Genomic DNA, 19,957 nt, shown 5'->3' with positions numbered 1-19,957 from the left:
TCGCAAGATTGGCGAAGAAAAAGATCCGCCTTTCGCAACTGCGAGAGGCTCCGTCCATCAAGATGAGTCTTGCGCCAGTTCAGTTAAGCCCCATGAGCGATATCTGCTTCCAGATTGACCGGAGCAATCGCCTATTAGAAGCGGGCAAGCCAGGTTTTGGTTTGCCGGTCTAACTCTCTCACTCTGGCGCTGTGGGAGGCGGCAGAGCTGCAACTGGCTCTCCTCCTTTTGGCGTCTAGCCTCCTCTAGTCACCTTCTGTTGTCTGTGATCAGGATCACGAGGAACTCAGCATGGCTCAAGCAAAGGAATTGGTGCAGTCTGGTCAAACAGCGCTTCTCGAACCGGATCTGGAAAATCCATCTTCCAGCGCTCTGGAGTTGGAGAGTGGGACGGACACGCTCGAGAGCGAACTGGATACCGGTGACACTGATGCTTTTGATGAGGATGAGGACGAAGAAGAGGTAGCAGACGAGGATGGCGAGACTGTCGCCGTCGGCGCCAAGGGTCGTTCGAAGCGCAAAGCGGCCAGTAAGAAAAAGCCCTACACCGATGACTCCATCCGGGTCTATTTACAGGAAATCGGGCGCATCCGGCTGCTGCGGGCCGATGAGGAAATCGAGCTGGCCCGCAAAATTGCCGATCTGCTGGAGCTAGAGCGCGCTCGCGAGGCCGTTTTTCAGCGCATGGGCCTCTGGTCGGATCCAGAGGAGGTGCCCGACACCCTCTGGGCAGAGGAAGTCAAAATGTCCCTGCCGGAATTTCGGCGGCGGTTGCATCGGGGGCGGCGGGCCAAAGAAAAGATGGTGCAATCCAACCTGCGCTTGGTGGTGTCCATCGCCAAAAAATACATGAACCGGGGCTTGTCGTTTCAGGATCTTATCCAAGAGGGATCCCTGGGCCTGATCCGGGCAGCAGAAAAGTTTGACCACGAGAAGGGCTACAAGTTTTCCACCTATGCCACCTGGTGGATCCGCCAGGCCATCACCCGCGCCATTGCCGACCAATCCCGCACCATTCGCCTGCCCGTCCACCTCTACGAGACGATCTCCCGCATCAAAAAGGTGACCAAGTTGCTTTCTCAGGAGCTGGGCCGCAAGCCCACCGAAGAGGAGATCGCCACCCGCATGGAGATCACCATCGAAAAGTTGCGCTTTATCGCCAAGTCGGCCCAGCTCCCCATTTCTTTAGAAACGCCCATCGGCAAGGAAGAGGATTCGCGCCTGGGCGACTTTATCGAGTCCGACGGGGAGACGCCGGAGGATCGGGTGGCCAAAGTCTTGCTCAGAGAAGATCTGGAGAGCGTTTTGGAAACCCTCACCCCCCGCGAACGGGATGTGCTGAAGCTGCGCTACGGCCTGGATGACGGCCGCATGAAAACCTTGGAAGAAATCGGCCAGATCTTTAATGTAACCCGCGAGCGGATCCGGCAGATCGAGGCTAAGGCTCTGCGCAAGCTGCGCCACCCCAATCGCAACAGTGTGTTGAAAGAGTACATCCGCTAGGATCCGGTCTTAGGATGGACTCAGTTGCCGCTGCCAACCGACGTATGGAGCCTCTTCAGCATGAACCCCCATGAGACGCCGGATCCCAACTCCTCTGCAAAGGCCGACGGGGAGGGCAGGGATCTGCCTCCGGCCAGGCTGGAGTACCACGTGGAGGAGTTTAAGATCAGCGGGGACGAGCTGTTGGCCAAGATCCGCGAGCTGATCGAAGAGGCCAATGTTCGCCGCATCTTGATCAAAAATGCCGAAGGGCAGACGTTGATCGAGATCCCTCTGGGCGTAGGAGTGGCCGCAGGGGTGTTGGGGGCGGCTCTGTTTCCGGTGTTGGCGGCTGTGGGAGCGATCGGAGCTCTGGTGGCCAAGCTGACCATTGTTGTGGAGCGAACCATTCGCGATGATTCCTAGCCCGCCAAGCTTGTTCCAGCGGCTGATGCCCGCCTCAAGGCCGAGCCGGTGAGGCGTTTGTGGGCAGCTTTGACTTTCTACACCGCCTTGCCTTTGGGGCGGGCGGGTGGGCTATCGTTTGAGGGCATCGCCGCCTGGCTGCCGGTGGTAGGCCTGCTGCTGGGCGGGATCCTCTCCCTGGCGGCGCTTCTGCTGCAGATGTTCCCAAATGCGGTGCGAGCGGCTTTGCTGGTGGCTCTGTGGGCTCTGTTGACCGGTGGGCTGCACCTAGACGGGGTGGCCGATACGGCTGATGGCCTGGCGATCAACGTCCACAAACATCCTCAGGCAGGGGATCCGCAACCGTCGGCCCGGCACCTGGAGGGATCCCGCCGCCTGCAGGTGATGAGCGACAGCCACACCGGGGCCTATGGGGTGCTGGCCTTGCTGCTGCTGCTGCTGCTGAAATTTGCCGCTCTGAGCAGCCTTCAGGTCTGGCCTCTCTTGCTGCTGGTGCCGGCTTGGGGGCGTTGGGGCCAGTTGCTCGCCATCGCCCTTTACCCCTATCTGCGCCGGCAGGGATCCGCCCGCTTCCTCAAAGACTCCACTGCTCTGCCGGGATCCCTGTGGCCGGGCACGCTGCTGTTGCTGGCCATCACTGGGGGGTTGGGCTGGGCCGGGCTCCTGGCTTGGCAGCCTTTGCTGCTTTGGACGCTGGGATCTGCCCTGGGAGCCCTGGCCGTGGGCTATTGGATCTACCGCCAGTTGGGAGGGCACACGGGGGACACCTACGGAGCTACGGTGGAATGGTCAGAAGCGATAGCCTTGTTGTGGGGATCCCTGCTCGAGCCATCATGAACCTTCTGGCCGCCCTGAAAACCTCCTTCCAGATCACCCTCGCTCCCCTATCCATCGACCGTGTCCACCAAGAGGCATCCCATCCGGGCAATGGGGCAGTGGTGGTGATGAGCGGCTCTGTTCGCGATAACAACCTCAAGCACAACGCCCCCATCTGGGAAAAAGAACACTGGAGGGATGGCAGCAGCGCCTGGGTGAGCATGGGCGCTTGCCAACTCTCTGCGAGAGGATGTTAAGCCCCTCTACAGCAGGCCCACGTGCTCGGCCAAGCCCAACTGCTGACGGGCCGTTTGGCAGTCTTGCTGAATTTGCTGCACCAAATCCGCCACTGCCGGAAACCTCCGCTCTGGGCGAATAAAGCCCTGCAGCGCCACTTGCACCTCTTGCCCGTAGAGATCCCCTGTCCAATCCAGCAGATGTACCTCGACGGTGTGCTGTAGCCCGGCAAACGTGGGGCGGTGACCGATGTTCATCACCCCAGGCAGGGCTGCCGCCGCCGCAGGCACATCCACCCAAACGCTGTACACCCCATCGCGGGGCAAAAACTTCTCCGGGGGCAGGCGCAGATTGGCGGTGGGAAAGCCCAGTTGTCGGCCCCGCTGATCCCCTCGCACCACCTCTCCCATCAGCCGATAGGGGCGACCCAAGAGCGCTGCGGCGGTGGACACCTCCCCGGTCGCCAAGGCAGCGCGAATGCGGGAGCTGCTCACCCGTTCCCCGTTCAGTTGTGCCTCTGGGATCACCTCCACCGGAATGCAGCGCTCGGATCCCCAGGCTTGGAGGGTTTGGGCGTTGCCGGCACGACGGTGGCCAAAGCAGAAATCCCAGCCGACGCTGAGATGGCGAGCGCGCAAGCCCTGTTCCAGTACTGTTTGGATAAACTCTTGGGGCGGCTGGCGGGCAAATGCAGGGGTGAAGGGGAGCAACACCACCTGCTCAAAACCCATCTGCGCCAACAGAGCCAGCTTTTCGGCAGGGGGAGTGAGCAACAGTTGCCGGCGCCCTGTCAGCACTTCTTGGGGATGGGGATGAAAGGTGAGGACGGTGCGCACCCCCTGGAGAGAGTCTCGAATCGGCTGCAGCACCTTCTGATGGCCCAGATGCAGGCCATCGAAGTTGCCGATGGCCACAGCGGTGGGTCGCAAGGTTTGAGCCAAATCAGAAGTTACATGCACAGTTTGGGATCCCGAACAACAGCCAACCCCCTCTACTCCAATGGCCAAAGCAGGGCCACCAGCCCGCTTAAGCCCACCACACCCCACAGGCTGCGTCGCAGGCGCTGCAACACAGGGTCGATCTGATAGCTGACGATCAGCCGATGCTGAGCCAGTTCCTCTTCCGATTTGGCATACATCGCCCCATCGTACCAGCCACTTTCTTCATAGGGGATCCGGGCCTGCAGCAAGCGCCGCCGCACATAGGCCCATCCCAAATAAAGATGGAGCAACACCAGGCCGAGCAAAGCATTGGCCCCCAGCACAGACCCAGAGACGAAGTGGCCCCAGTCCCCGGCAAAGCTGCTCCAAACCAGCGGGGAAACCGCCAGCACGACCGCTCCCCAAACAGCGCCGATTCGCCGGAGATAAGGAATCCACCCCAAAGCGGGCCAGGAGAAAGGAAAAGACTCCCTTAGCTCGGCATACTGCCGCAGCGGCTGTTGCTCAGCAGGAATGGGATGGGCAGGATCCAGCATACACCTTAATGTATCTACACAAAATGATATCGGTCGGGTCAGCTCCCCGCCAAGCCCATTCTCAGAGCCCGCCCCGATAACCGAAGGCGAGCGGGGTATCGTATTGAGTAGTGTGGTCGCGTCTACAATCCCTCTTGCCATGAGCTTCACGAGCGAATCTGCCGCCGCACCCTATGTCGTCCTGAGAGAGCCGGACGGCAGCCAGAGGAAGTACATTCTCTCCGGAGCGACCGCTTGGACGCTGGGCCGCGATGAAGACAACGCCATCGTCCTAACCGATCCCAGCGTTTCGCGCCAACATGCCCTGCTGCAATACCTCGACCACAACAGCATCTATCTCATCGATCTGGGCAGCCGCAACGGCTCCTTCGTCAACAATCGCCGCGTCAGCATTCCCACCCTGCTGCAAGATGGAGATCACCTCACCCTTGGACAATCCCAGCTCGAGTTTCACAGCGGATCCCTGGCCAGCTCAGAACCCAGTTCTGCGGCCAAACCGTCGGACACTCTGGTTCTGCAAACCCGCTGGCTGATCTCGGTGGCTGTGGTGGATGTGCGCGGTTACGGACAACTGACCCAACAACTGGACGAGCGCCTGCTGTCGCAGGTGATGGGCGATTGGTTCCGGCGGGGCGGAGATATCATTCAGCAGTACGGCGGCACGGTCGATAAATACATTGGCGATGCGATCATGGCCGTTTGGTTCCACGCGCCCCAAGCCAACCCAGCTCCCCTGGAAACCGCAGCGCCGGGAATGGATCTCGACGTCAAGTCGGTTTTGCAGGCCATGACGAAGCTGTTTCAAATGACCGAGCACCTGAACGGCGAGTTTCCCCTGCCTTCTCCCATCCGGCTGGGGGCAGGTGTCAACACCGGCTCGGCGATCGTGCGCCAGGTGGGCAACAACACTCGCCAGGAGTACACGGCCTTGGGAGATACAGTGAATTTGGCCTTTCGCATCGAGAGTGCCACCCGCACCCTCAACACCGACTTGGCCATCAGCCACGACACCTATATCTGCTTGGCCAAACAACTGGGGCAGGCAGCCACCTGCTTCTCGCAGCAGGCCGTAGAGCTGAAGGGGTATGCCCACCCTCATCAGGTGTACTACTGCGATGTGGGGTCTTTGCAAGCCGTTCTCGGCACCTAGACCCCGCCTCCCGATACCCGTGGGATCCCGCCGTTCCTCCAGAACCTTCTGCTGCTCCTTTACAGGTGGTCACTTTTCGGTCACCTTGGAGTTTCGCCGTCCGGTGAACGGGATCCCGCGCTTGGGTCGCCAAAGCCAGATGTGGTGTAGGTTCCCCGATATCGGCGGAAGATTGTCTCTGCCGGCGGTAACTTGCTCAGGGGGAAAGGCGGCGCAGAAGCTGGGGATCCACCTCGCCCACATAGGTATTCAACCCGATAGCCGTGGCGATCAAAGCCCCATCCACCTCCACCCGCCGGTATTGGGCGATGGCCTCTGCCAGGGGCACATCCACCACCCGCCGGTTTTGCCAGGCCACCATGCGGTCGTACTTGCCCTGGGCGATCAGGTCCACAGCCGCCACCCCAAAGGCTGCTCCCAGCAGGCGATCCAGCGGCGAAGGGGTGCCTCCCCGCTGCAGATGGCCCAAAACCATCACCCGCGTCTCGATGCCGGTGCGCAGGGCGATCTCGTTGCCAATATAATGGCCAATGCCACCGTAGAGAGACTGCCCCAGGCTGTTGGTGTAGGTTATGGGCTCGCCTGACTCGGTGGGAACGGCCTCCGCCACCACCACAATGCTGAAATTGTTGCCCCGCTCTTTGCGGTCGAGGATCCTTTTGCAGACATTCTCCAGCTTGTAGGGGATCTCCGGGATCAAGATCACATGCGCCCCCCCGGCAATGCCGGCGCTGATGGCAATGTGACCGGCATCCCGCCCCATCACCTCCATGACCATAACCCGGCTGTGGCTGATGGCCGTGTAGGTGAGCTGATCCAGGGCCTCCACAGCCACGCTCAGAGCCGTATTGAACCCCACCGAATACTCGGTGGCGCCAACATCGTTGTCGATGGTCTTAGGGATCCCGACGAAGTTCCAATCCCCCTGCAGAGCCAATTGCCGGAGAATGGCCAGGCTGCCATCCCCGCCCACCCCGATCAAAGCATCCAAGCCCAGCCGGTGGTAGCCGGTGATCACCTCTGCCGAGCGATCCACCAAGCTGCCGTCGGGCATGGGATAGGCGAAGGGGTTGCCCTTGTTGACAGTGCCCAGGATGGTGCCACCATAGCGCAAAATGCCGGAAACCCGCTTGACATCCAGCAGCTCCGCCTCCACCGGTCGGGCCATCAGTCCTGCCGTCGCATCTTTGATGCCGTAAACATCCATGTCGTAGTCGCGGGCCCGCCGCACCACCGCTCGAATCACAGCGTTGAGACCGCCGCAATCGCCGCCGCTGGTGAGGATCCCGATTCGCTTACGTTTGGGCATAGGTCTCTGGCTGAAAAAGGGCGAACATCCTAAACATCGATTGCAGAGAAAAAGGAGAGGTTGAGGGATCCCTACAACCCAGCAAGATCAGGTTAGCCTGCCTTGCCGGCGCAGTTTGTCTTGGGCGATAAGCCCAGACGTTAAGTATCCTTCACAAAAACAATTAAGAAACATTGCCGCACAAACCCGCAATTTGGGCAAGCTGCGATATCTCCGAGGATAGATCTTTCCGAAAAAACTTGGGGCAACGATCGACTCAAAAAATGAAATCATTTGTTAAGCAGGGATGATCAAAACCCACTCAACCCGATGATAAAGATGAGCATAGAGATAGGGTCTCAAGTCTCGTTTGGGAGAAGTATTATGACTCAAACCATTGCTCAGTGTGCTCTGCAAGGGGCCGCGGAGTTGCTCAGCCGCTACCAGCGGGGAGAGCGCCATTTTCCCCAATCCTGCTTAGAGTACGCTTTTTTGAGGGGGGCAGATCTGCGGCACGCCGATCTCCAGGGATCCGATTTGCATGGGGCCAACCTGCGCTATGCCAACCTGCGCGGCAGCAATCTGGCCAATGCCGATCTGCGCTGTGCCGATCTGCGCTATGCCGACCTGGAGGGAGCCCGTTTGGAAGGAGCCAACTTGAGTGGCTCCCAGTACAACCACAGCACCTGCTTTCCGGCAGGGTTTGACCCGGCGGCGGCAGGGATGCAACTGCTTGAATTTTAGTTGGCAATTCGGCTGCCCAAGCCTCAGGGCAGGGGAAAGCGCTCCCGCAGATCTTGAACCACCGGCGCCGGCACGAGATGGTCGATGGGGCCGCCCAGCTTGGCGACCTCCTTGACCAGGCTGCTGCTGACGAAGCTGTGTTCGCTGGCGGTGGCGAGGAAGAGGGTTTCCAGTTCGGGGGCCAGCAGCTTGTTGGTGTGGGCCATTTGCAGCTCCACATCGAAGTCCGACAGGACGCGCAAGCCACGCACAACGACTTTTGCCCCCCGTTGACGGGCATAGGCCACCGTCAAGCCGGAAAAGGTATCGACCTCAACGTTTTTCAGATGGGCAGTGGAAAGGCTAATCTGGGCCTGCCGCTGCTCGGGGCTGAAGAGGGGGGTTTTGTTGGGGTTTTTTAAGACGGCGACGATCACCTTGGAAAAAAGACGGCTGGCCCGCTCGATGATATCGAGATGCCCAAGGGTAATGGGATCGAAGCTACCGGGATAGAGAGCGATCATGGCCAAGCTGGAGTCGTGCTATTCTTCACCCTACCTGGTCGCGGGCCCAAGCCAAATAGGTGGCGCTCACTTGGCTGGCTGGGATGGCCAGAATCTCCGGCTCTTCATAGGGATGTAGCTCCCGCAGCCGTTGTTCGAGCCGAGGATAGGCGGTCGCGGGCAATTTGAACAGGAGGAGGAACTCAGCATCGGTCTGCAGGGATCCCTGCCAGCGATAGTAGGACGTAATTCCGGGCAAGATCTGGGCACAGGCCACGTGACGTTCGGCCACCAAGGTGTGGGCCAAGCGGTGGGCTTCGGCCTCGGATCCCACCGTGGTCATCACAACCAAGAGGCTATTGGGTGCATCTGTGTTGTCCATTCAGGTGCTCCTAGAGCAGGGATGTGCCTTTGGCAAAATAGGGCCGCTTCTGGTGCCAGCGCCAGGCTGTTTGAATGATCTCGGCCAAGTCGCTGTAGAGAGGTTTCCAGTTGAGATCCCGCAGGATGGCACCGGCATCGCCCACCAGGCAGGGGGGATCCCCCGGTCGGCGTGCTCCCATTTGCACCGGGATCTGTTGTCCGGTCACGGCTTCGGCGGCGGCGATGACCTCCCTGACGGAAAAGCCTTGGCCATTGCCCAGGTTATAGGCTGCTTGCACGGGCCGGCCAGAGGCCAGCGCCTCTGCTGCCAATACGTGGGCTTGAGCCAGGTCGGCGACATGGATGTAGTCTCGAATACAGGTGCCATCAGGGGTCTCGTAGTCATCTCCGAAAACGGTGATGTGGGGACGTTGGCCGGCGGCGGCATCCAGCACCAAAGGGATCAGGTGGGTTTCCGGGTCATGGGCTTCACCGATTTCGCCGTCGGGATCGGCGCCGGCGGCGTTGAAGTAGCGCAGGCTGATGGACTGGATCCCGTGGGCAGCCCGAAAATCCCGCAAGATCTGCTCCACCATCAGCTTGCTCTGGCCGTAGGGGTTGATGGGACGTTGCGGATGACTTTCAGGGATGGGGAGCCGCTCTGGCACCCCGTAAGTGGCGCAGGTGCTGGAGAACACAATGTACGGGATCCCGTGATCTCGCATGGCCTCCAACAAACTCAGGGATCCGGCCACATTGTTGCGGTAGTACTTGCCGGGATCCTTGACCGACTCACCCACATAGGCATAGGCGGCAAAGTGGATCACCCCTTCCGGTCGATAGCGTCGGATCACCTGATCCAGTCGCTCGCGGTCGGCAATGTCGCCGATTTCCAACGGCCCCCAGCGAACCGCCCAGGGGTGCCCGTAAATCAAGTTGTCGTAAGCAATGGGGAGATGGCCAGCAGCCGCCAGAGCTTTGCAGGTGTGGCTGCCGATGTATCCTGCCCCGCCCGTAACCAAAAGCCGCATAGGCAGACGTCAGAGCAAAAGGTTGTTAAAGGTTGCCGAGGGGATCCCTATCAAGCGCCAAAAGCCTCCTTAGCGGCGTACATCACCTCCACGCTGATCTCAGCCAAGCCCCGCTCGCGGGCAAATTTTTCGGTGTTGCGCTTCACCTTGCCCCGCACAAAGCCGGGCACCTTGTTCAGCTCCGCCTGGGCCTCCCGCGTCCAGATGAGATCGGAATCGGCGCTCAGGCTCTTGTGGATCACTTCTTTGGTGTCGTGGCCGCCGAAGACCTCCAGCAGATGATCCTCCATGCCCAGCGTAAAGGAGTTGTAGATTAAGTCCACAACTTGGTTGGCGCCCTCGTAGCCCAAAAAGGGCTTGTAGCCGATGGGAAAATCCTGCACGTGGATGGGCGCGGAGATCACCCCACAGGGGATCCGCAGCCGTTTGCCCACATGCCGCTCCATCTGGGTGCCGAAGATAGCAGCAGGCTCCGCCTGGGCAATGGCATCGGCCACACGGGTGTGATCCTCCGTCAGCAGAACCTGATCGCAATACCCGCCCACCTCCGCCTGAAACCACTCGCCATCGTAGGTGCAATAGCTGCCCGCCCAGACCACGTGGATCCCCATCTCGCGGGCCAGGATCTTGGTGATCGCTGCCGCATGGGTGCAATCCCCAAAAACCACTGCCTTTTTGCCGGTCAGGTTTTGGCAATCGATGGAGCGGGAGAACCAGGCCGCCTGGGAAACATGTAGGGTCTGCTCCTGGATGTAGGGCTCGTAGTCCACCGGGATCCCTTGCTCGTTGAGAACCTGCTGGATTTGGCGGATGAAGCGGGCTGTTTCCACCACTCCCATGGGGGTGATCTCCACGTAGGGCGTGCCAAACTGCTCCTGCAAGTAGCGAGCTGTCATCGGCCCCAGTTCGCGGTAGGGCACCACGTTGAACCAGGCCCGCCCCAGATGCTTGAGATCGTGGACGCTGGCCCCCTGCGGGATCACCAAGTTAAGGTCGATACCCAGATCCCGCAGCAGCTTTTTCAACTCCCGCAGATCGTGGGCGTGGTGAAAGCCCAGGCTGGAGATGCCGAGGATGTTGCAGGAAGGACGTTCCGTCTTCTGGGCTAAGCCGTCCAATTCGCCGCTTTTGCGGGCTTTGTTGATGTAGAACTCCACAATCTGCTGCAGGGTGCGATCGGCGGCCTGCAACTCGTTGACCCGGTAGTGGTTGACATCGGCCAGCAGCACGTCGCAGCGGCTGGCCAACTGCGCCTGCCGCACAAAGTGATGCAGATCCTCCTGCAAAATGCTGGAGGTGCAGGTGGGGGTGACGACAATCAAATCCGGCTGCTCCTCGCCATCTTTACGGACGATGTTGCGAATCACCTTCTCGTCCGATCCCCGCGCCAACACCTGCCGGTCAACGACGCTGGTGGTTACCGGGGTAAAGTCCCGCTCCCGCTCCAACATGGAACGCATCACGTTGAAATAGTCGTCCCCCAGGGGAGCATGCATGATGCTGTGGACATTTTTGAAGGAACTGGCCACCCGCAGCGTGCCGATGTGGGCGGGGCCAGCATACATCCAATAGGCCAATTTCATAAGCAGCCTCTGAAGAAAGACCGAGGTAACAAAAAGGAGATCCCCATCCCCTGCCCGCTTCTCACTCGCTGGGAACCTCTCCTGGAATTGTAGAGTGCCCAGCAGCCGGGATCCCTTGCTCGTTATCTCCTGTAACTCTCGACAACAACATCTTGAGAAAATATTGATCATAAAGAAAAACAATGCTTCAAGGTAACTTTTGGTGCGGGGATCCCTCTACCATAGGCCCAAGCTCTGTTCCATCCTGGAAATAGGGACAACAGCCTTGAGCTGGATCCCCAAGCCCTGGCAGCTCGCCAGCCAAGGCGGTCAATTCTGTAGTTTTTGTTGCAGGTTAACTTTTGAATACAAAATGTGTACCTCTACAAACTTGAGCAGAGATTTTGTGTTACCCAGGCAAGTTTCTGGCCGCCGAAGGCAGACTGAGTCTGGAGAGAAACGCCTTCCTGTTTCCCTAGATACAAACCCGGGCAGGAGAGCATGACTGCTGCAGAGAGCGAACACCCTTGAGGTGTTGAGGTGAAAGCTTATGGGCTCTACCACGATTTCTTGGCAACGTGCGCGCAAAGCTTCAGAGGAGCAAACGGATTCCATGACTTCCACGTACTTCAAGCCTGCGGCTCACCTGCGCGACTGGCTGCAGGCGCCCTTGCAACCAATTCGAGCGGCAATTGACAGCATTGAAGTTGGGGATCCCCGGCTGGCCCACTTTTTGTGTCGGTGGATCCCGGCTCGCTGTCCTTTCGAGCGAGATGTGGTGCTGTTTGGCCACAAAATAATGCACATTCCACCGATGTGCAAGCTCAACCCCTTCTACGATCAGGTGGTAGGGCTGCGCTTCCGGGCTTTGTCGTTCTTGGCAGAACAGGGAGAAGACATCAGCCGCTATCTCTAGATTGGCTCTTGGTTTAGATGATACTTCACAGATATTCACGGGACATAGATTGCTTCTTTTTCTATCAATGGATGGAGTTCGGGGCGCAGAGCCTTGTCGGTGAAAAGGTCTAAGGAGCATCCAAGTTTATCTTCCAAGTAGAAGAGCAGACTCAAGTAATGCTTGGAGTCGGCTTTACCCATAAATTCAACTAGGATATCGATGTCGCTGCCGGCTTGATCCTCGCCACGAGCGGTTGAGCCAAAGAGGGCCAGTCGCCGCACGCCAAACTGCTCTTAAATCTCGGCAAATTGCTCGCCGAGCAATTGTAATACTTGTTGTTTCCTCATGGTTGGGCAGATTGGATCACTCACTTGTCAACTCTCTAAGGGGGAACGCAGGTTGGCCGCTTGTTTCGATCTTCCAGGCTCACACAGGTAGGTGTTTATTCTAGCTATCTTTAGGAGTCACGGAGTCCGGTTCAAGGGATCCCTGGCCGTCCAAAAGCCGTTGAAAAACTATGGCCACTTCAACCTAGGTTAAGACAGTCTCCAAGCGGTTCTCGCCACTACCCAAGCACTCGGCGCCGCTGCCCTCACCCCCGGCCCCTCTCCCACCCTCACCCCCGGCCCCTCTCCCAAAGGGAGAGGGGAGTTGGGGAGAGCGCTCTGCGCGCATTCGCGACAGTGTTGCGTAGCAATAACGATGTAACATAACAAACCGTAGTCTGGCTGGGGCGGATCCCGTCAAAAGCGAGTCTCGAACTCGATGGCAATGGCGTTGTTGCCCTCGAGGTCGGTGCTGGCGCGGGTGAGGGTTTGTTCGTTGAGGCGGTAGCGGGCGCTGTAGCGGGTGGGCTGAAAGGGATCCGTCAGGTTGCGCTGCACCGAGAGGGAAGTGGCGGGCCCCAGATCGCGGGCCACTTCCAGGGCCAGGCCCACCGAGGAACGTCTGGGGGCACGGGTATCGACCTGGGGGACGGGGCTGAGGCGAACCTCATCCAAGCCGAGGGTGTCCCGCAGCGTCTCCACCACATCGTTGAGTAGGGCTGTTCCCGCCAGTCCGGCCACCCCGGCTTCTGGATTGAGTTGGGCCAAAGCTGTTCCCCCCAACAGGGCGACAATCTCTTCTGGGGAGCGGCTGGGACTGCTAGAAAGCGTCAAAACCCCGTTGCGGGGATCCGCAGCCGCAAGCTGGCTGGCCCGTCCGTTGACAGTGGCCAAGATCTCGATGCTCTGCTGGGATCCCGGTAGGGTGCGGTTGGTCTCAAAAGGAGAGAGCTCCTGGGGAAAGCGATACACCTCGAAGGCTTGGGTCACCAGGCGCAGGTTTAAAAAAGGATCGAAGGGGTTGTCTAGGTCAAAGGTGGCGGTGTTGGGGCGGGAGCGATCCAGGCGAAAGTTGGCAATGGGCAGGCTGACGCGGCCTCGCTCCAGGGCAATGGTGCCCGCCGGACGTAGATCTTGGGGAGTGCCAAACAGGCGCAAGCTGCCGCTGGCGTTGAACTCAAATAGGTTGGGGCGCTGCACGCGGATCCCAGGTCCCAAGACCAGCTCTAGACCGTTCAGCCGCGGCTGCCAAAAGGGATCTACCTGAGTCGCGTCTGTAGGAGCTGCCGCTTGGCGCGGGCTGACATCGACGATTCCATCGGAGATCTCTAGGTGTCCCTCCATCAGAGGCCGCAGCAGCAGGCCGCCCACCGTCACCTCTCCTTCCAGGCGGCCTGTGTAGAGGTTGGGCAGGTTGAGCTGGATCCCTTGCAGTTGCAGCGTTAAGGGTGGCGCGGTCTCGTCCCTCTGCAGGGCGCCGCGGGAGTTGACGGGCAAAAAGCCGTTGGCCAACAGGGATCCGCCCCCCAACTGGCCCCGCAGCTCCCGCACCTCCAATTGGTTGAGGTTAAAGACAATTTGGCCGGTCAGGTCGGTGATGGGCTCCGGCAGGGCGGCCAGTTTGAGGATCCCGGAGCCGAGGCTGAGGTTCCCCTGCAGGCTGGGCTCTCGCAAGGTGCCGCGGATGGCCAGCTCCAGTTGGCTTTGGCCGCCCTCCCAGCGCACCTGGTCGGTGAAGAGGTTGACCAAGCGCAGGCCGCCATTCTCGGCTTGCAGGCTGAGGTCGATCTGATCCGAGGCGGCCCGCACCTTCGCAAAGGGCAGGGTGTAGGGCACCAGGCCAGAGAGGCGGATCGGCTCGTCGCCGTTGGCCAGCAGGGCGCCTTCCAAGCGCAGTTGTCCCTGGTGGTAGTCAAATTGTCCCCCCACCTCCTGCAGCGGCACCTGGTTGATCTGGGCGTTCACCACCGTCAGGGAACCGCGGGCAAGGGGATCCCGCAGGTTGCCTGCCAGCTCCACATCCAGGTTGAGATCCCCTTGGAGTTCCAGCCCATCCGGCAGGAAGCGATCCAGCAAAGCCAGAGGAAACCCTTGAATTTGCAGGGATCCCGACTGTTCCTCCAGGCCCAACTTGCCGGTGAAAAGGGCTTGGCGTTCCCCACTGCGCAACAGCAGCGGCTGCAACACCACCGCCCCCTCGACCAGGCTGCCGCTGGCGGTGAGGCTTTCAACACCAAACTCCTCCGCTTGCCAATTCTGGCCCTCCAGGTGAAAGCTGACGCTGGGCCGGTTGAGGTTGCCGACGAGGCTGACGCTAGCCTGAAATTCCCCCCGCAAGCTGGTGGGCGGCGGGATGCGGGGATCCATGCGGCTGGCCAGGGCCTCCAGGTGGGCAGCCAGGATCTGGGCGTAGTATTCTAGCTGCTCCCAGAGGGGATGGTTGGGCAGACCAACCGGATCCGTCCGCAGCACCGCGGCAGGGCCCAAAGGTGGCAGCCGAAAACCGCGGCTGGTGATATCGCTCCACTTCCGCCACTTGAAAGTAGAAATGATATCTTCCAGGCGACCCCGGCGGGTGCTGATCTGCAGGTCGATTTGGGGAACGGGAGCCGCCGAGGTGGGATCCAGAGAGGTCGCCGGCAGCTCCAAAGTACCGCTGGCGGTGTAGAGGCTCTGGAACAGCTCCAGTTGGGCTTGGGCAAGGGTCAGACGAGCGGGGCGAGAGTCGTCTCCAGGGTGGTAAGCGAAATCCACTGCAAGGCCCTGCGCCTCGAGATTGCCCAGTCGCAGCCCCTCGACCGCAGCTTGACCTTGAGCAGCGCCACTGGCCAGGTCAAGCGCCACCTCCCCATCGAGGGTTCCCTGCAAGCCGGCCCATGCCCCAGCAGCCACCCCCCCCAGCCAAGCTAGCGGCAAGCGGTTCGCCACCACCTGCAGCTCATCTTGCTGTCGTTGGCCGCGCACTTCCGCCTCGCCCCGCCGCAGCTCGAACTGCAAGGGCCGAAACTGGGGATCCAACTGCAGCGCCAGCCGCTCCCGTGCCCCCGCTAGCTCCACCGTCGTCCCCTGGCTAGACCAGCTAAAGGGCCCAGCCAAGTCGGCAAAGGCTACCTCCCCCACCTGCAAGCCGCGCAACTGGGCCTCCCCCGTCACCTGTAACTCCTCCAGGGAGCCGCGGAGCTGCCCGGATCCCTGCAGCACTCCTGCCACCCTCGGCGGCAGGCCGGGTACTTCTGCCAGGGGGATCCCGTCAGCGGCAAAGTTCAGATCCAGGGATCCCACCTGCAGCGTCTGCGGGTCTACGGGGATCCGTCCCTCTAGCCTGGCCAAGCGGGTGGTGCCGGCCAAGATCTCTGCCTGCTGGATACGCAGGTCAGATCCTTCCCAAGCTAGCTGGCCGCGGATGCCGTCAACCCATGGCCATCCCCTCTCTCCCAAAGGCTGGGACAGGGCTAGCGACCCTTGCGCTCGCAACGCCGCCAGGAAACCCACCTCCGCCGCCTCCGCCGTGTTCATCTGCGCCATCAGCTCCCCGGAGAGGGATCCCGGCCACTGGGGGTTAAAAAAGGCCAGCGGCAGATCCTGGGGAGCCAGCCGCGCCTGGAGTTGCCCTGCCGCCCACCTTCCCGCCACCTGGGCCCGGCCCCCGCCCAGCTCCAACACGGCCTGCGGCACCTCCACCGCCCAGCCCCCCGCCTCGGGCAAGATCTGAAGCTGTCCTCTGCCGGCAATCTCTCCCCCTTGGGTTTCCCAGGTGGCCTCCACCTGGGGCCGGGATCCCGTCAGCGCCACCTGTACCTGAGCACTTACCGGCCCCGCCCAGGGCAGCTCGCCCCGCCGCGGCAGGTTGAGGTCGTAGAGGGCCAGCACCTGCTCCACGTCGGCCCCGCTGACCTGCAAATTGAACTGGCCCGCCAAGCCGGCAGCCCATTGCAGTTGTCCGGATCCCTGGATGCGTCCGCCGGCGGCCTTCAGGTCAATTTCCTCAAAGGCCAAGGTCTGGTCGGCCCAGCGGAAGCCAAAAGCATATTCCGGCACCGCCAGGCGATCCACCTGCCCCGGCGAGATCCCTTGCAACTGCCCTTGGATCTGCGGCCCCTTGAGCGGCCCAGTAACCGCCAGGGATCCCGCCACCACCCCTGCCGCCGCCACCGGCAGCTCAAAGTTGAAAGTCTCCTGGATTTGCTGCCAACTGGCTGGAGCCATGACAGCTTGCAGATTGAACCCCTCGTTGTCGCCGAAGGCAATGGAGCCGTTGAGATCCCCGAAAGAGAGCTGGCCAAAGCGACCGCTCACCCCCTGCAGATCCAGCTCCTCTAGGGTAAAGCGAACAGAGCCCTTCACCTCTTCAAAAGGATGCGGCAACCTCTCCAACCCCAGCCGCGCCTGCTGAACCTGGGCTTGCCCCGTCAACTCCCAAGGGCGTTCTCCGCCCCAGAGGACTTGCAGATCCAGACTGGCCTCCCCTTCCACCTCGGTCAAGGGCGCCGCCGGCAAGACGCTGGGCAGCAGCTCCAAAGGCAGACGCTGGGCGGCCAGCGTCACCGCGCCAGAAGCCTGGGCGAAATCCGCCACCCCCCTAAGCTGCAAGGGATACCCTCCTTCCCTCTGCAGAGGACGCAGCCGCGCCGAGAGCTGGAAACTGGCCCGATCCCCTCCCCCCGGCGGAGCACTCAGCCACACCTGCACCTGGCCCTGCAGATGGTCAAACTGGCGCCGCTCCCCCACCAAAGGGATGGCCGTCAGGGATCCCTCCTGCAAACGGACGTTCAGCCCCTGCAAGGGCAGGGATCCCTCCCCTTCTGGAAGTTGAAACTGCACATCTGCCCAGCCGCGATCCAGCGTTTCCATCAGCAGCAACTGGGGCCGGTTCAGGGTAATGTTGAGCACCCACTCGCCTGTTTGTAGCCAGGTCCAAAAGTCGGGGCTGAGGTCGATAGAGCCGATGCTGGCCAAATGTTCGATGTGGCTTTCTCCCAGCCTCACCTGCCAAGGGGCCACAAACCTTACCTCCCCCAATTCCACCCGCCGGCGCATCGCCTGCGAGAGGGTTTCTTCTACCTGGGGCAGCACCTGATTTTGAAGATACGCCCCGATTCCCCAGGCGGCGCCCAAGGCAGCAGCCGTCAAGCCCAAACCCAGCCCCCCCCCCACCCCAATCCAGGTCTTGGAGGAGAGGGGAAATCGTTGCTCTTTCTCGCGCTGATCTTCGCCCAACACCCACCCTCAGGGATCCGAACCACCCCAGTTGAGAAGCCCTGTTTGGCCCGCAGGCCGGCCTCCTCTGAAATAGGGGAAGCTGCCCCCATCCTACCCAAGGACTCCCGGCCTGCCACGAGGGGACAGAGAGAAGGGATCCCTGCCCCCAGCCGCAATCCCCTGCCCGCGGAAAAATACCGTCTCGCCCGCAGGGATGCTAAGCTATCTCCACGCCCGAGATCGGGCCTCCATCTTCTGTCGAGATAGACAAAAGGAGAAAAGCCATTCCGGAACCTCTGTCTCTGACGGTCAGCTTGCGCGGCAGCCACGAAGCGCTGCAAAACTGCCAGGTCTTTTACCTGACGGGCCTTCTGGATGCCTTTTCTGAGCCGGTCTTTGTTAAGGTGGTCACCAAATACTTAGAAGAGGGATCCCCCAACCTTATCCTGGATTTGACGGGGATCGACTTCATCGATAGCTCTGGCGTCGGTGCCCTGGTGCAATTGGCCAAGCTGGCACAGGGCCGTGGAGGTATCTTTCAGGTGGTGAGCAACCCCCGCGTCACCCAAACCGTGAAACTGGTGCGGCTAGAAAAGTTTTTGTCCTTGCGCAACTCTCTGCAGGAAGCCTTGGATCGCCTGAGGGAGGAAGGCACGGGCAATCCAGAAACCACCTGATACATGGGCCTGGGAACTTTTTGGGGGATCAGTGCTGGAGCCGGGGATCCCGAGTGGCTGACCCTCAAAGCAGCCCGCATCCTCGGCGCCGTCCGCTGGGTGGCCTGCCCTCAGAACGCCATCGGCCAGCCGGGTTTAGCCTATCAAATCGTGCGCCCCTGGCTGCGACCGGAACAAACCCTATTGCCGTTGCATCTGCCCTTTGTTACCCAAGTTGAGCTTCTGCAGGCGGCCTGGCAAGCGGCTGCCGAGCAACTGGCCCCGCTTCTAGAACGGGGTGAGGATGTGGCCTTTGTGTGTGAAGGGGATGTGGGCCTCTACAGCACCTTTGCCTACCTGGCCCAGGCCCTGCAGCAGCGGATCCCTGACTTGCCCATCCAGGCCGTACCGGGGGTGTGCTCTCCCCTGGCTGCCGCCGCCGCCCTCGGATCCCCTTTGGCGCTCGGCTCCGAGAAATTGGCGATTTTGCCTGCTCTCTTTGCCCTGGCGGAGCTGGAGGCGGCCTGCGCCTGGGCGGACGTGGTCGTGCTGATGAAAGTGGCCCCCGTCTATCCTCAGGTTTGGCAGTGGCTGGCGGCAAGAGGCTGGCTGCAGCAGGCCAGCTTGGTGGTTTGGGCCGGTTGGCCGCAGCAAGTTCTCTTCCCCACCCTGGAAGGATTGGCCGACTATCGCCCCCCCTACTTTTCCCTGCTGATCCTGCGTTGTGAACCTCGGAATTAGTTTAACTTTTCTTTTATAACTTAAGGCCCGGATAGAGCCGGCTTGTTTCCCTAGAAGAAGGGGAGAGATTGGGCTGGTCAGAGGCCAAGCAGCCCCAATCCAGAAGGCAGGGATCCCTCTATTGAGCTACATCAAAAAGAGATGAAAAGACCAAGTTAAAGGAATGATCCAGCCCGTTAAGAATGGTTGCTGCCCTTGGAAGCGAGATCGATTACAGGTTAGATTATGGGTGTGGTGATTCAGGCGAGGAGGATAATATCTCATCCCCATCAAACGCGAGACACCGCTTCTCGATTCAATCAAATCCAAAAGGCTCCGTCAGTCAACAGTTTGATCTCAACTTCCGATCCGTTGCTGCGGCAGGCTTTTCTGAGAAGTGGATGTCTCGCCAAGCAGAGCACCTGGTACCTACGACAGGTTTTCCTCGAAGTAGAACATGGGAGTTAAAGCAGATAGCTGTTGGGTTTGCTGTAGAGGCCACGAGGGAAGCAGGGAAGTACTCTTCCGGAAGCAAGTTTCTCAAGTGGTTTTGCCAGATCGAGAAGCTCAGCCGGCTATTTTGAGTCTCCACGCATGAGCGAGTGCAAGTAGGAAAATCGGTGATCGGGTTCAGGTGCTCTCAACCTGCAGGCTCTGGCAAGGTGAAGCCAATGCTTAGTGGGACAAGGGCTGCGGGCTTTAGCAATTCTTCGAGGTTCTCTCAGTTCATAGTTCCACTCTCGCTTTCAGGAGGTTGCTATGTTTGCTTTTCTGTCAAAGATTGCTAGAGCAGTTATCCGCATATTTGCTCCTGACAAATCCGATCTGGTGGAAGTGGGTTACCAGCCCATTACGGATGATGTCTATCGCATCAATGGCTCAGCCTGCCACGCTAGCGATCTGGAGATCTGATCGTAAGCCTCAGATTTGATTTGGGTTTTGGAGCACCCACGGGCATTGGCTCAAAAATCTTCGTTTCCAGAGTGTTGTTTGCTAACCAATTTGTTGAATCCATTTTTTGGAGTGCTCGGATCGGTTACGTGTTAGGACAGGACAACTGAATAAGCCTGGGTCAATCTGCGCTGCAGTTGGTCTGCGGC

General features: G+C 60.2%; 19 protein-coding genes. 10 read left to right on the top strand and 9 right to left on the bottom strand.

Translation table 11 applies throughout. From position 1 onward, the window contains the following. Positions 1–291 precede the first annotated feature (291 nt). Genes rpoD through NW862_RS00500 form a run of 4 tightly spaced genes read left to right on the top strand, consistent with a single transcriptional unit; the run spans position 292 to position 2,981 of the window. Entirely contained in the window at positions 292–1,503 is a 1,212-nt protein-coding gene (gene rpoD / locus NW862_RS00515) for an RNA polymerase sigma factor RpoD (protein ID WP_414332759.1), read from the top strand. Positions 1,504–1,563: 60 nt separating this feature from the next. Then, positions 1,564–1,908, top strand: a complete 345-nt coding sequence (locus NW862_RS00510) for a DUF4342 domain-containing protein (protein ID WP_414332761.1) — start codon at positions 1,564–1,566, stop codon at positions 1,906–1,908. Between the two features lie 48 nt (positions 1,909–1,956). After that, positions 1,957–2,745, top strand: coding sequence for an adenosylcobinamide-GDP ribazoletransferase (gene cobS, locus NW862_RS00505; protein WP_414332763.1), 789 nt, complete (start codon positions 1,957–1,959; stop codon positions 2,743–2,745). After that, positions 2,742–2,981 carry a hypothetical protein gene (locus NW862_RS00500; RefSeq protein ID WP_414332764.1) on the top strand — a complete coding sequence of 80 codons (240 nt, stop codon included), beginning with the start codon at positions 2,742–2,744 and terminating at the stop codon, positions 2,979–2,981. The genes cobS and NW862_RS00500 overlap by 4 nt, the downstream gene beginning before the upstream one ends. 6 nt (positions 2,982–2,987) lie before the next feature. On the opposite strand, the gene NW862_RS00495 is transcribed toward NW862_RS00500, so the two are convergent. Both NW862_RS00495 and NW862_RS00490 read right to left on the bottom strand, forming a co-directional pair. Then, positions 2,988–3,920 (bottom strand): bifunctional riboflavin kinase/FAD synthetase, encoded by a 933-nt coding sequence (locus NW862_RS00495; protein ID WP_414332766.1) that lies wholly within the window; start codon positions 3,918–3,920, stop codon positions 2,988–2,990. A 32-nt stretch (positions 3,921–3,952) separates the two neighbouring features. Further along, a complete protein-coding gene (locus NW862_RS00490) occupies positions 3,953–4,438 on the bottom strand; it encodes a CGLD27 family protein (RefSeq protein WP_414332768.1) in 486 nt (161 codons plus the stop codon). Between the two features lie 139 nt (positions 4,439–4,577). On the opposite strand from NW862_RS00490, the gene NW862_RS00485 reads away from it, so the two are divergent. Beyond that, positions 4,578–5,588, top strand: a complete 1,011-nt coding sequence (locus tag NW862_RS00485) for an FHA domain-containing protein (protein WP_414332770.1) — start codon at positions 4,578–4,580, stop codon at positions 5,586–5,588. Positions 5,589–5,784: 196 nt separating this feature from the next. Here the strand turns inward: NW862_RS00485 and NW862_RS00480 are convergent, their stop codons facing one another. Continuing rightward, positions 5,785–6,897 carry an ATP-dependent 6-phosphofructokinase gene (locus NW862_RS00480; RefSeq protein WP_414347998.1) on the bottom strand — a complete coding sequence of 371 codons (1,113 nt, stop codon included), beginning with the start codon at positions 6,895–6,897 and terminating at the stop codon, positions 5,785–5,787. Between the two features lie 363 nt (positions 6,898–7,260). Here NW862_RS00480 and NW862_RS00475 point away from each other — a divergent pair, with 363 nt between their 5' ends. Next, positions 7,261–7,620 (top strand): pentapeptide repeat-containing protein, encoded by a 360-nt coding sequence (locus NW862_RS00475; protein WP_414332774.1) that lies wholly within the window; start codon positions 7,261–7,263, stop codon positions 7,618–7,620. A gap of 23 nt (positions 7,621–7,643) precedes the next feature. Here the strand turns inward: NW862_RS00475 and coaD are convergent, their stop codons facing one another. From coaD to bchB, 4 genes are read right to left on the bottom strand one after another with little or no spacing between them, the layout of a single operon-like run. Next, positions 7,644–8,123: a pantetheine-phosphate adenylyltransferase gene (coaD, locus tag NW862_RS00470; protein ID WP_414332776.1), complete on the bottom strand. Its 480-nt coding sequence runs from the start codon at positions 8,121–8,123 to the stop codon at positions 7,644–7,646. A 25-nt stretch (positions 8,124–8,148) separates the two neighbouring features. Beyond that, positions 8,149–8,484, bottom strand: a complete 336-nt coding sequence (gene cutA / locus NW862_RS00465) for a divalent-cation tolerance protein CutA (RefSeq protein ID WP_414332778.1) — start codon at positions 8,482–8,484, stop codon at positions 8,149–8,151. A 10-nt stretch (positions 8,485–8,494) separates the two neighbouring features. After that, positions 8,495–9,496, bottom strand: coding sequence for a UDP-glucose 4-epimerase GalE (galE, locus tag NW862_RS00460; RefSeq protein WP_414332779.1), 1,002 nt, complete (start codon positions 9,494–9,496; stop codon positions 8,495–8,497). 50 nt (positions 9,497–9,546) lie between these two features. After that, positions 9,547–11,079 carry a ferredoxin:protochlorophyllide reductase (ATP-dependent) subunit B gene (gene bchB, locus NW862_RS00455; protein WP_414337585.1) on the bottom strand — a complete coding sequence of 511 codons (1,533 nt, stop codon included), beginning with the start codon at positions 11,077–11,079 and terminating at the stop codon, positions 9,547–9,549. Positions 11,080–11,671: 592 nt separating this feature from the next. Here bchB and NW862_RS00450 point away from each other — a divergent pair. Beyond that, a complete protein-coding gene (locus NW862_RS00450; RefSeq protein ID WP_414385997.1) occupies positions 11,672–11,974 on the top strand; it encodes a Mo-dependent nitrogenase C-terminal domain-containing protein in 303 nt (100 codons plus the stop codon). Between the two features lie 35 nt (positions 11,975–12,009). Here NW862_RS00450 and NW862_RS00445 read toward each other — a convergent pair whose 3' ends face one another. Both NW862_RS00445 and NW862_RS00440 read right to left on the bottom strand, forming a co-directional pair. Then, on the bottom strand, positions 12,010–12,237 hold the full coding sequence (locus NW862_RS00445) for a nucleotidyltransferase family protein (RefSeq protein ID WP_414347993.1): 228 nt from the start codon (positions 12,235–12,237) through the stop codon (positions 12,010–12,012). Between the two features lie 462 nt (positions 12,238–12,699). Then, positions 12,700–17,499, bottom strand: a complete 4,800-nt coding sequence (locus NW862_RS00440) for a translocation/assembly module TamB domain-containing protein (RefSeq protein ID WP_414426826.1) — start codon at positions 17,497–17,499, stop codon at positions 12,700–12,702. Between the two features lie 296 nt (positions 17,500–17,795). Between NW862_RS00440 and NW862_RS00435 the strand changes: the two genes are divergently transcribed. From NW862_RS00435 to NW862_RS00425, 3 genes are all read left to right on the top strand, one after another. Then, a complete protein-coding gene (locus NW862_RS00435; RefSeq protein WP_414368918.1) occupies positions 17,796–18,158 on the top strand; it encodes an STAS domain-containing protein in 363 nt (120 codons plus the stop codon). A gap of 3 nt (positions 18,159–18,161) precedes the next feature. After that, a complete protein-coding gene (locus NW862_RS00430; RefSeq protein ID WP_414332789.1) occupies positions 18,162–18,878 on the top strand; it encodes a precorrin-2 C(20)-methyltransferase in 717 nt (238 codons plus the stop codon). A gap of 738 nt (positions 18,879–19,616) precedes the next feature. Next, the gene (locus NW862_RS00425; RefSeq protein ID WP_414332791.1) at positions 19,617–19,769 is read left to right on the top strand and encodes a hypothetical protein; all 153 of its coding nucleotides are present in this window, start codon (positions 19,617–19,619) and stop codon (positions 19,767–19,769) included. Positions 19,770–19,957: the final 188 nt, after the last annotated feature.

This window comes from Synechococcus sp. H55.8 (assembly GCF_047462375.1).
Lineage (GTDB): Bacteria > Cyanobacteriota > Cyanobacteriia > Thermostichales > Thermostichaceae > Thermostichus.
Note: the sequence above shows the minus strand (reverse complement) of the source record. Positions and strands in the feature narration are given on the sequence as shown.

Coding starts and splice junctions, on each gene's coding strand:
- rpoD (WP_414332759.1), top strand. CDS start 292: ATGGCTCAAGCAAAGGAATTGGTGCAGTCTGGTCAAACAGCGCTTCTC.
- NW862_RS00510 (WP_414332761.1), top strand. CDS start 1,564: ATGAACCCCCATGAGACGCCGGATCCCAACTCCTCTGCAAAGGCCGAC.
- NW862_RS00500 (WP_414332764.1), top strand. CDS start 2,742: ATGAACCTTCTGGCCGCCCTGAAAACCTCCTTCCAGATCACCCTCGCT.
- NW862_RS00490 (WP_414332768.1), bottom strand. CDS start 4,438: ATGCTGGATCCTGCCCATCCCATTCCTGCTGAGCAACAGCCGCTGCGG.
- NW862_RS00485 (WP_414332770.1), top strand. CDS start 4,578: ATGAGCTTCACGAGCGAATCTGCCGCCGCACCCTATGTCGTCCTGAGA.
- NW862_RS00480 (WP_414347998.1), bottom strand. CDS start 6,897: ATGCCCAAACGTAAGCGAATCGGGATCCTCACCAGCGGCGGCGATTGC.
- NW862_RS00475 (WP_414332774.1), top strand. CDS start 7,261: ATGACTCAAACCATTGCTCAGTGTGCTCTGCAAGGGGCCGCGGAGTTG.
- coaD (WP_414332776.1), bottom strand. CDS start 8,123: ATGATCGCTCTCTATCCCGGTAGCTTCGATCCCATTACCCTTGGGCAT.
- cutA (WP_414332778.1), bottom strand. CDS start 8,484: ATGGACAACACAGATGCACCCAATAGCCTCTTGGTTGTGATGACCACG.
- galE (WP_414332779.1), bottom strand. CDS start 9,496: ATGCGGCTTTTGGTTACGGGCGGGGCAGGATACATCGGCAGCCACACC.
- bchB (WP_414337585.1), bottom strand. CDS start 11,079: ATGAAATTGGCCTATTGGATGTATGCTGGCCCCGCCCACATCGGCACG.
- NW862_RS00450 (WP_414385997.1), top strand. CDS start 11,672: ATGACTTCCACGTACTTCAAGCCTGCGGCTCACCTGCGCGACTGGCTG.
- NW862_RS00430 (WP_414332789.1), top strand. CDS start 18,162: ATGGGCCTGGGAACTTTTTGGGGGATCAGTGCTGGAGCCGGGGATCCC.
- NW862_RS00425 (WP_414332791.1), top strand. CDS start 19,617: ATGTTTGCTTTTCTGTCAAAGATTGCTAGAGCAGTTATCCGCATATTT.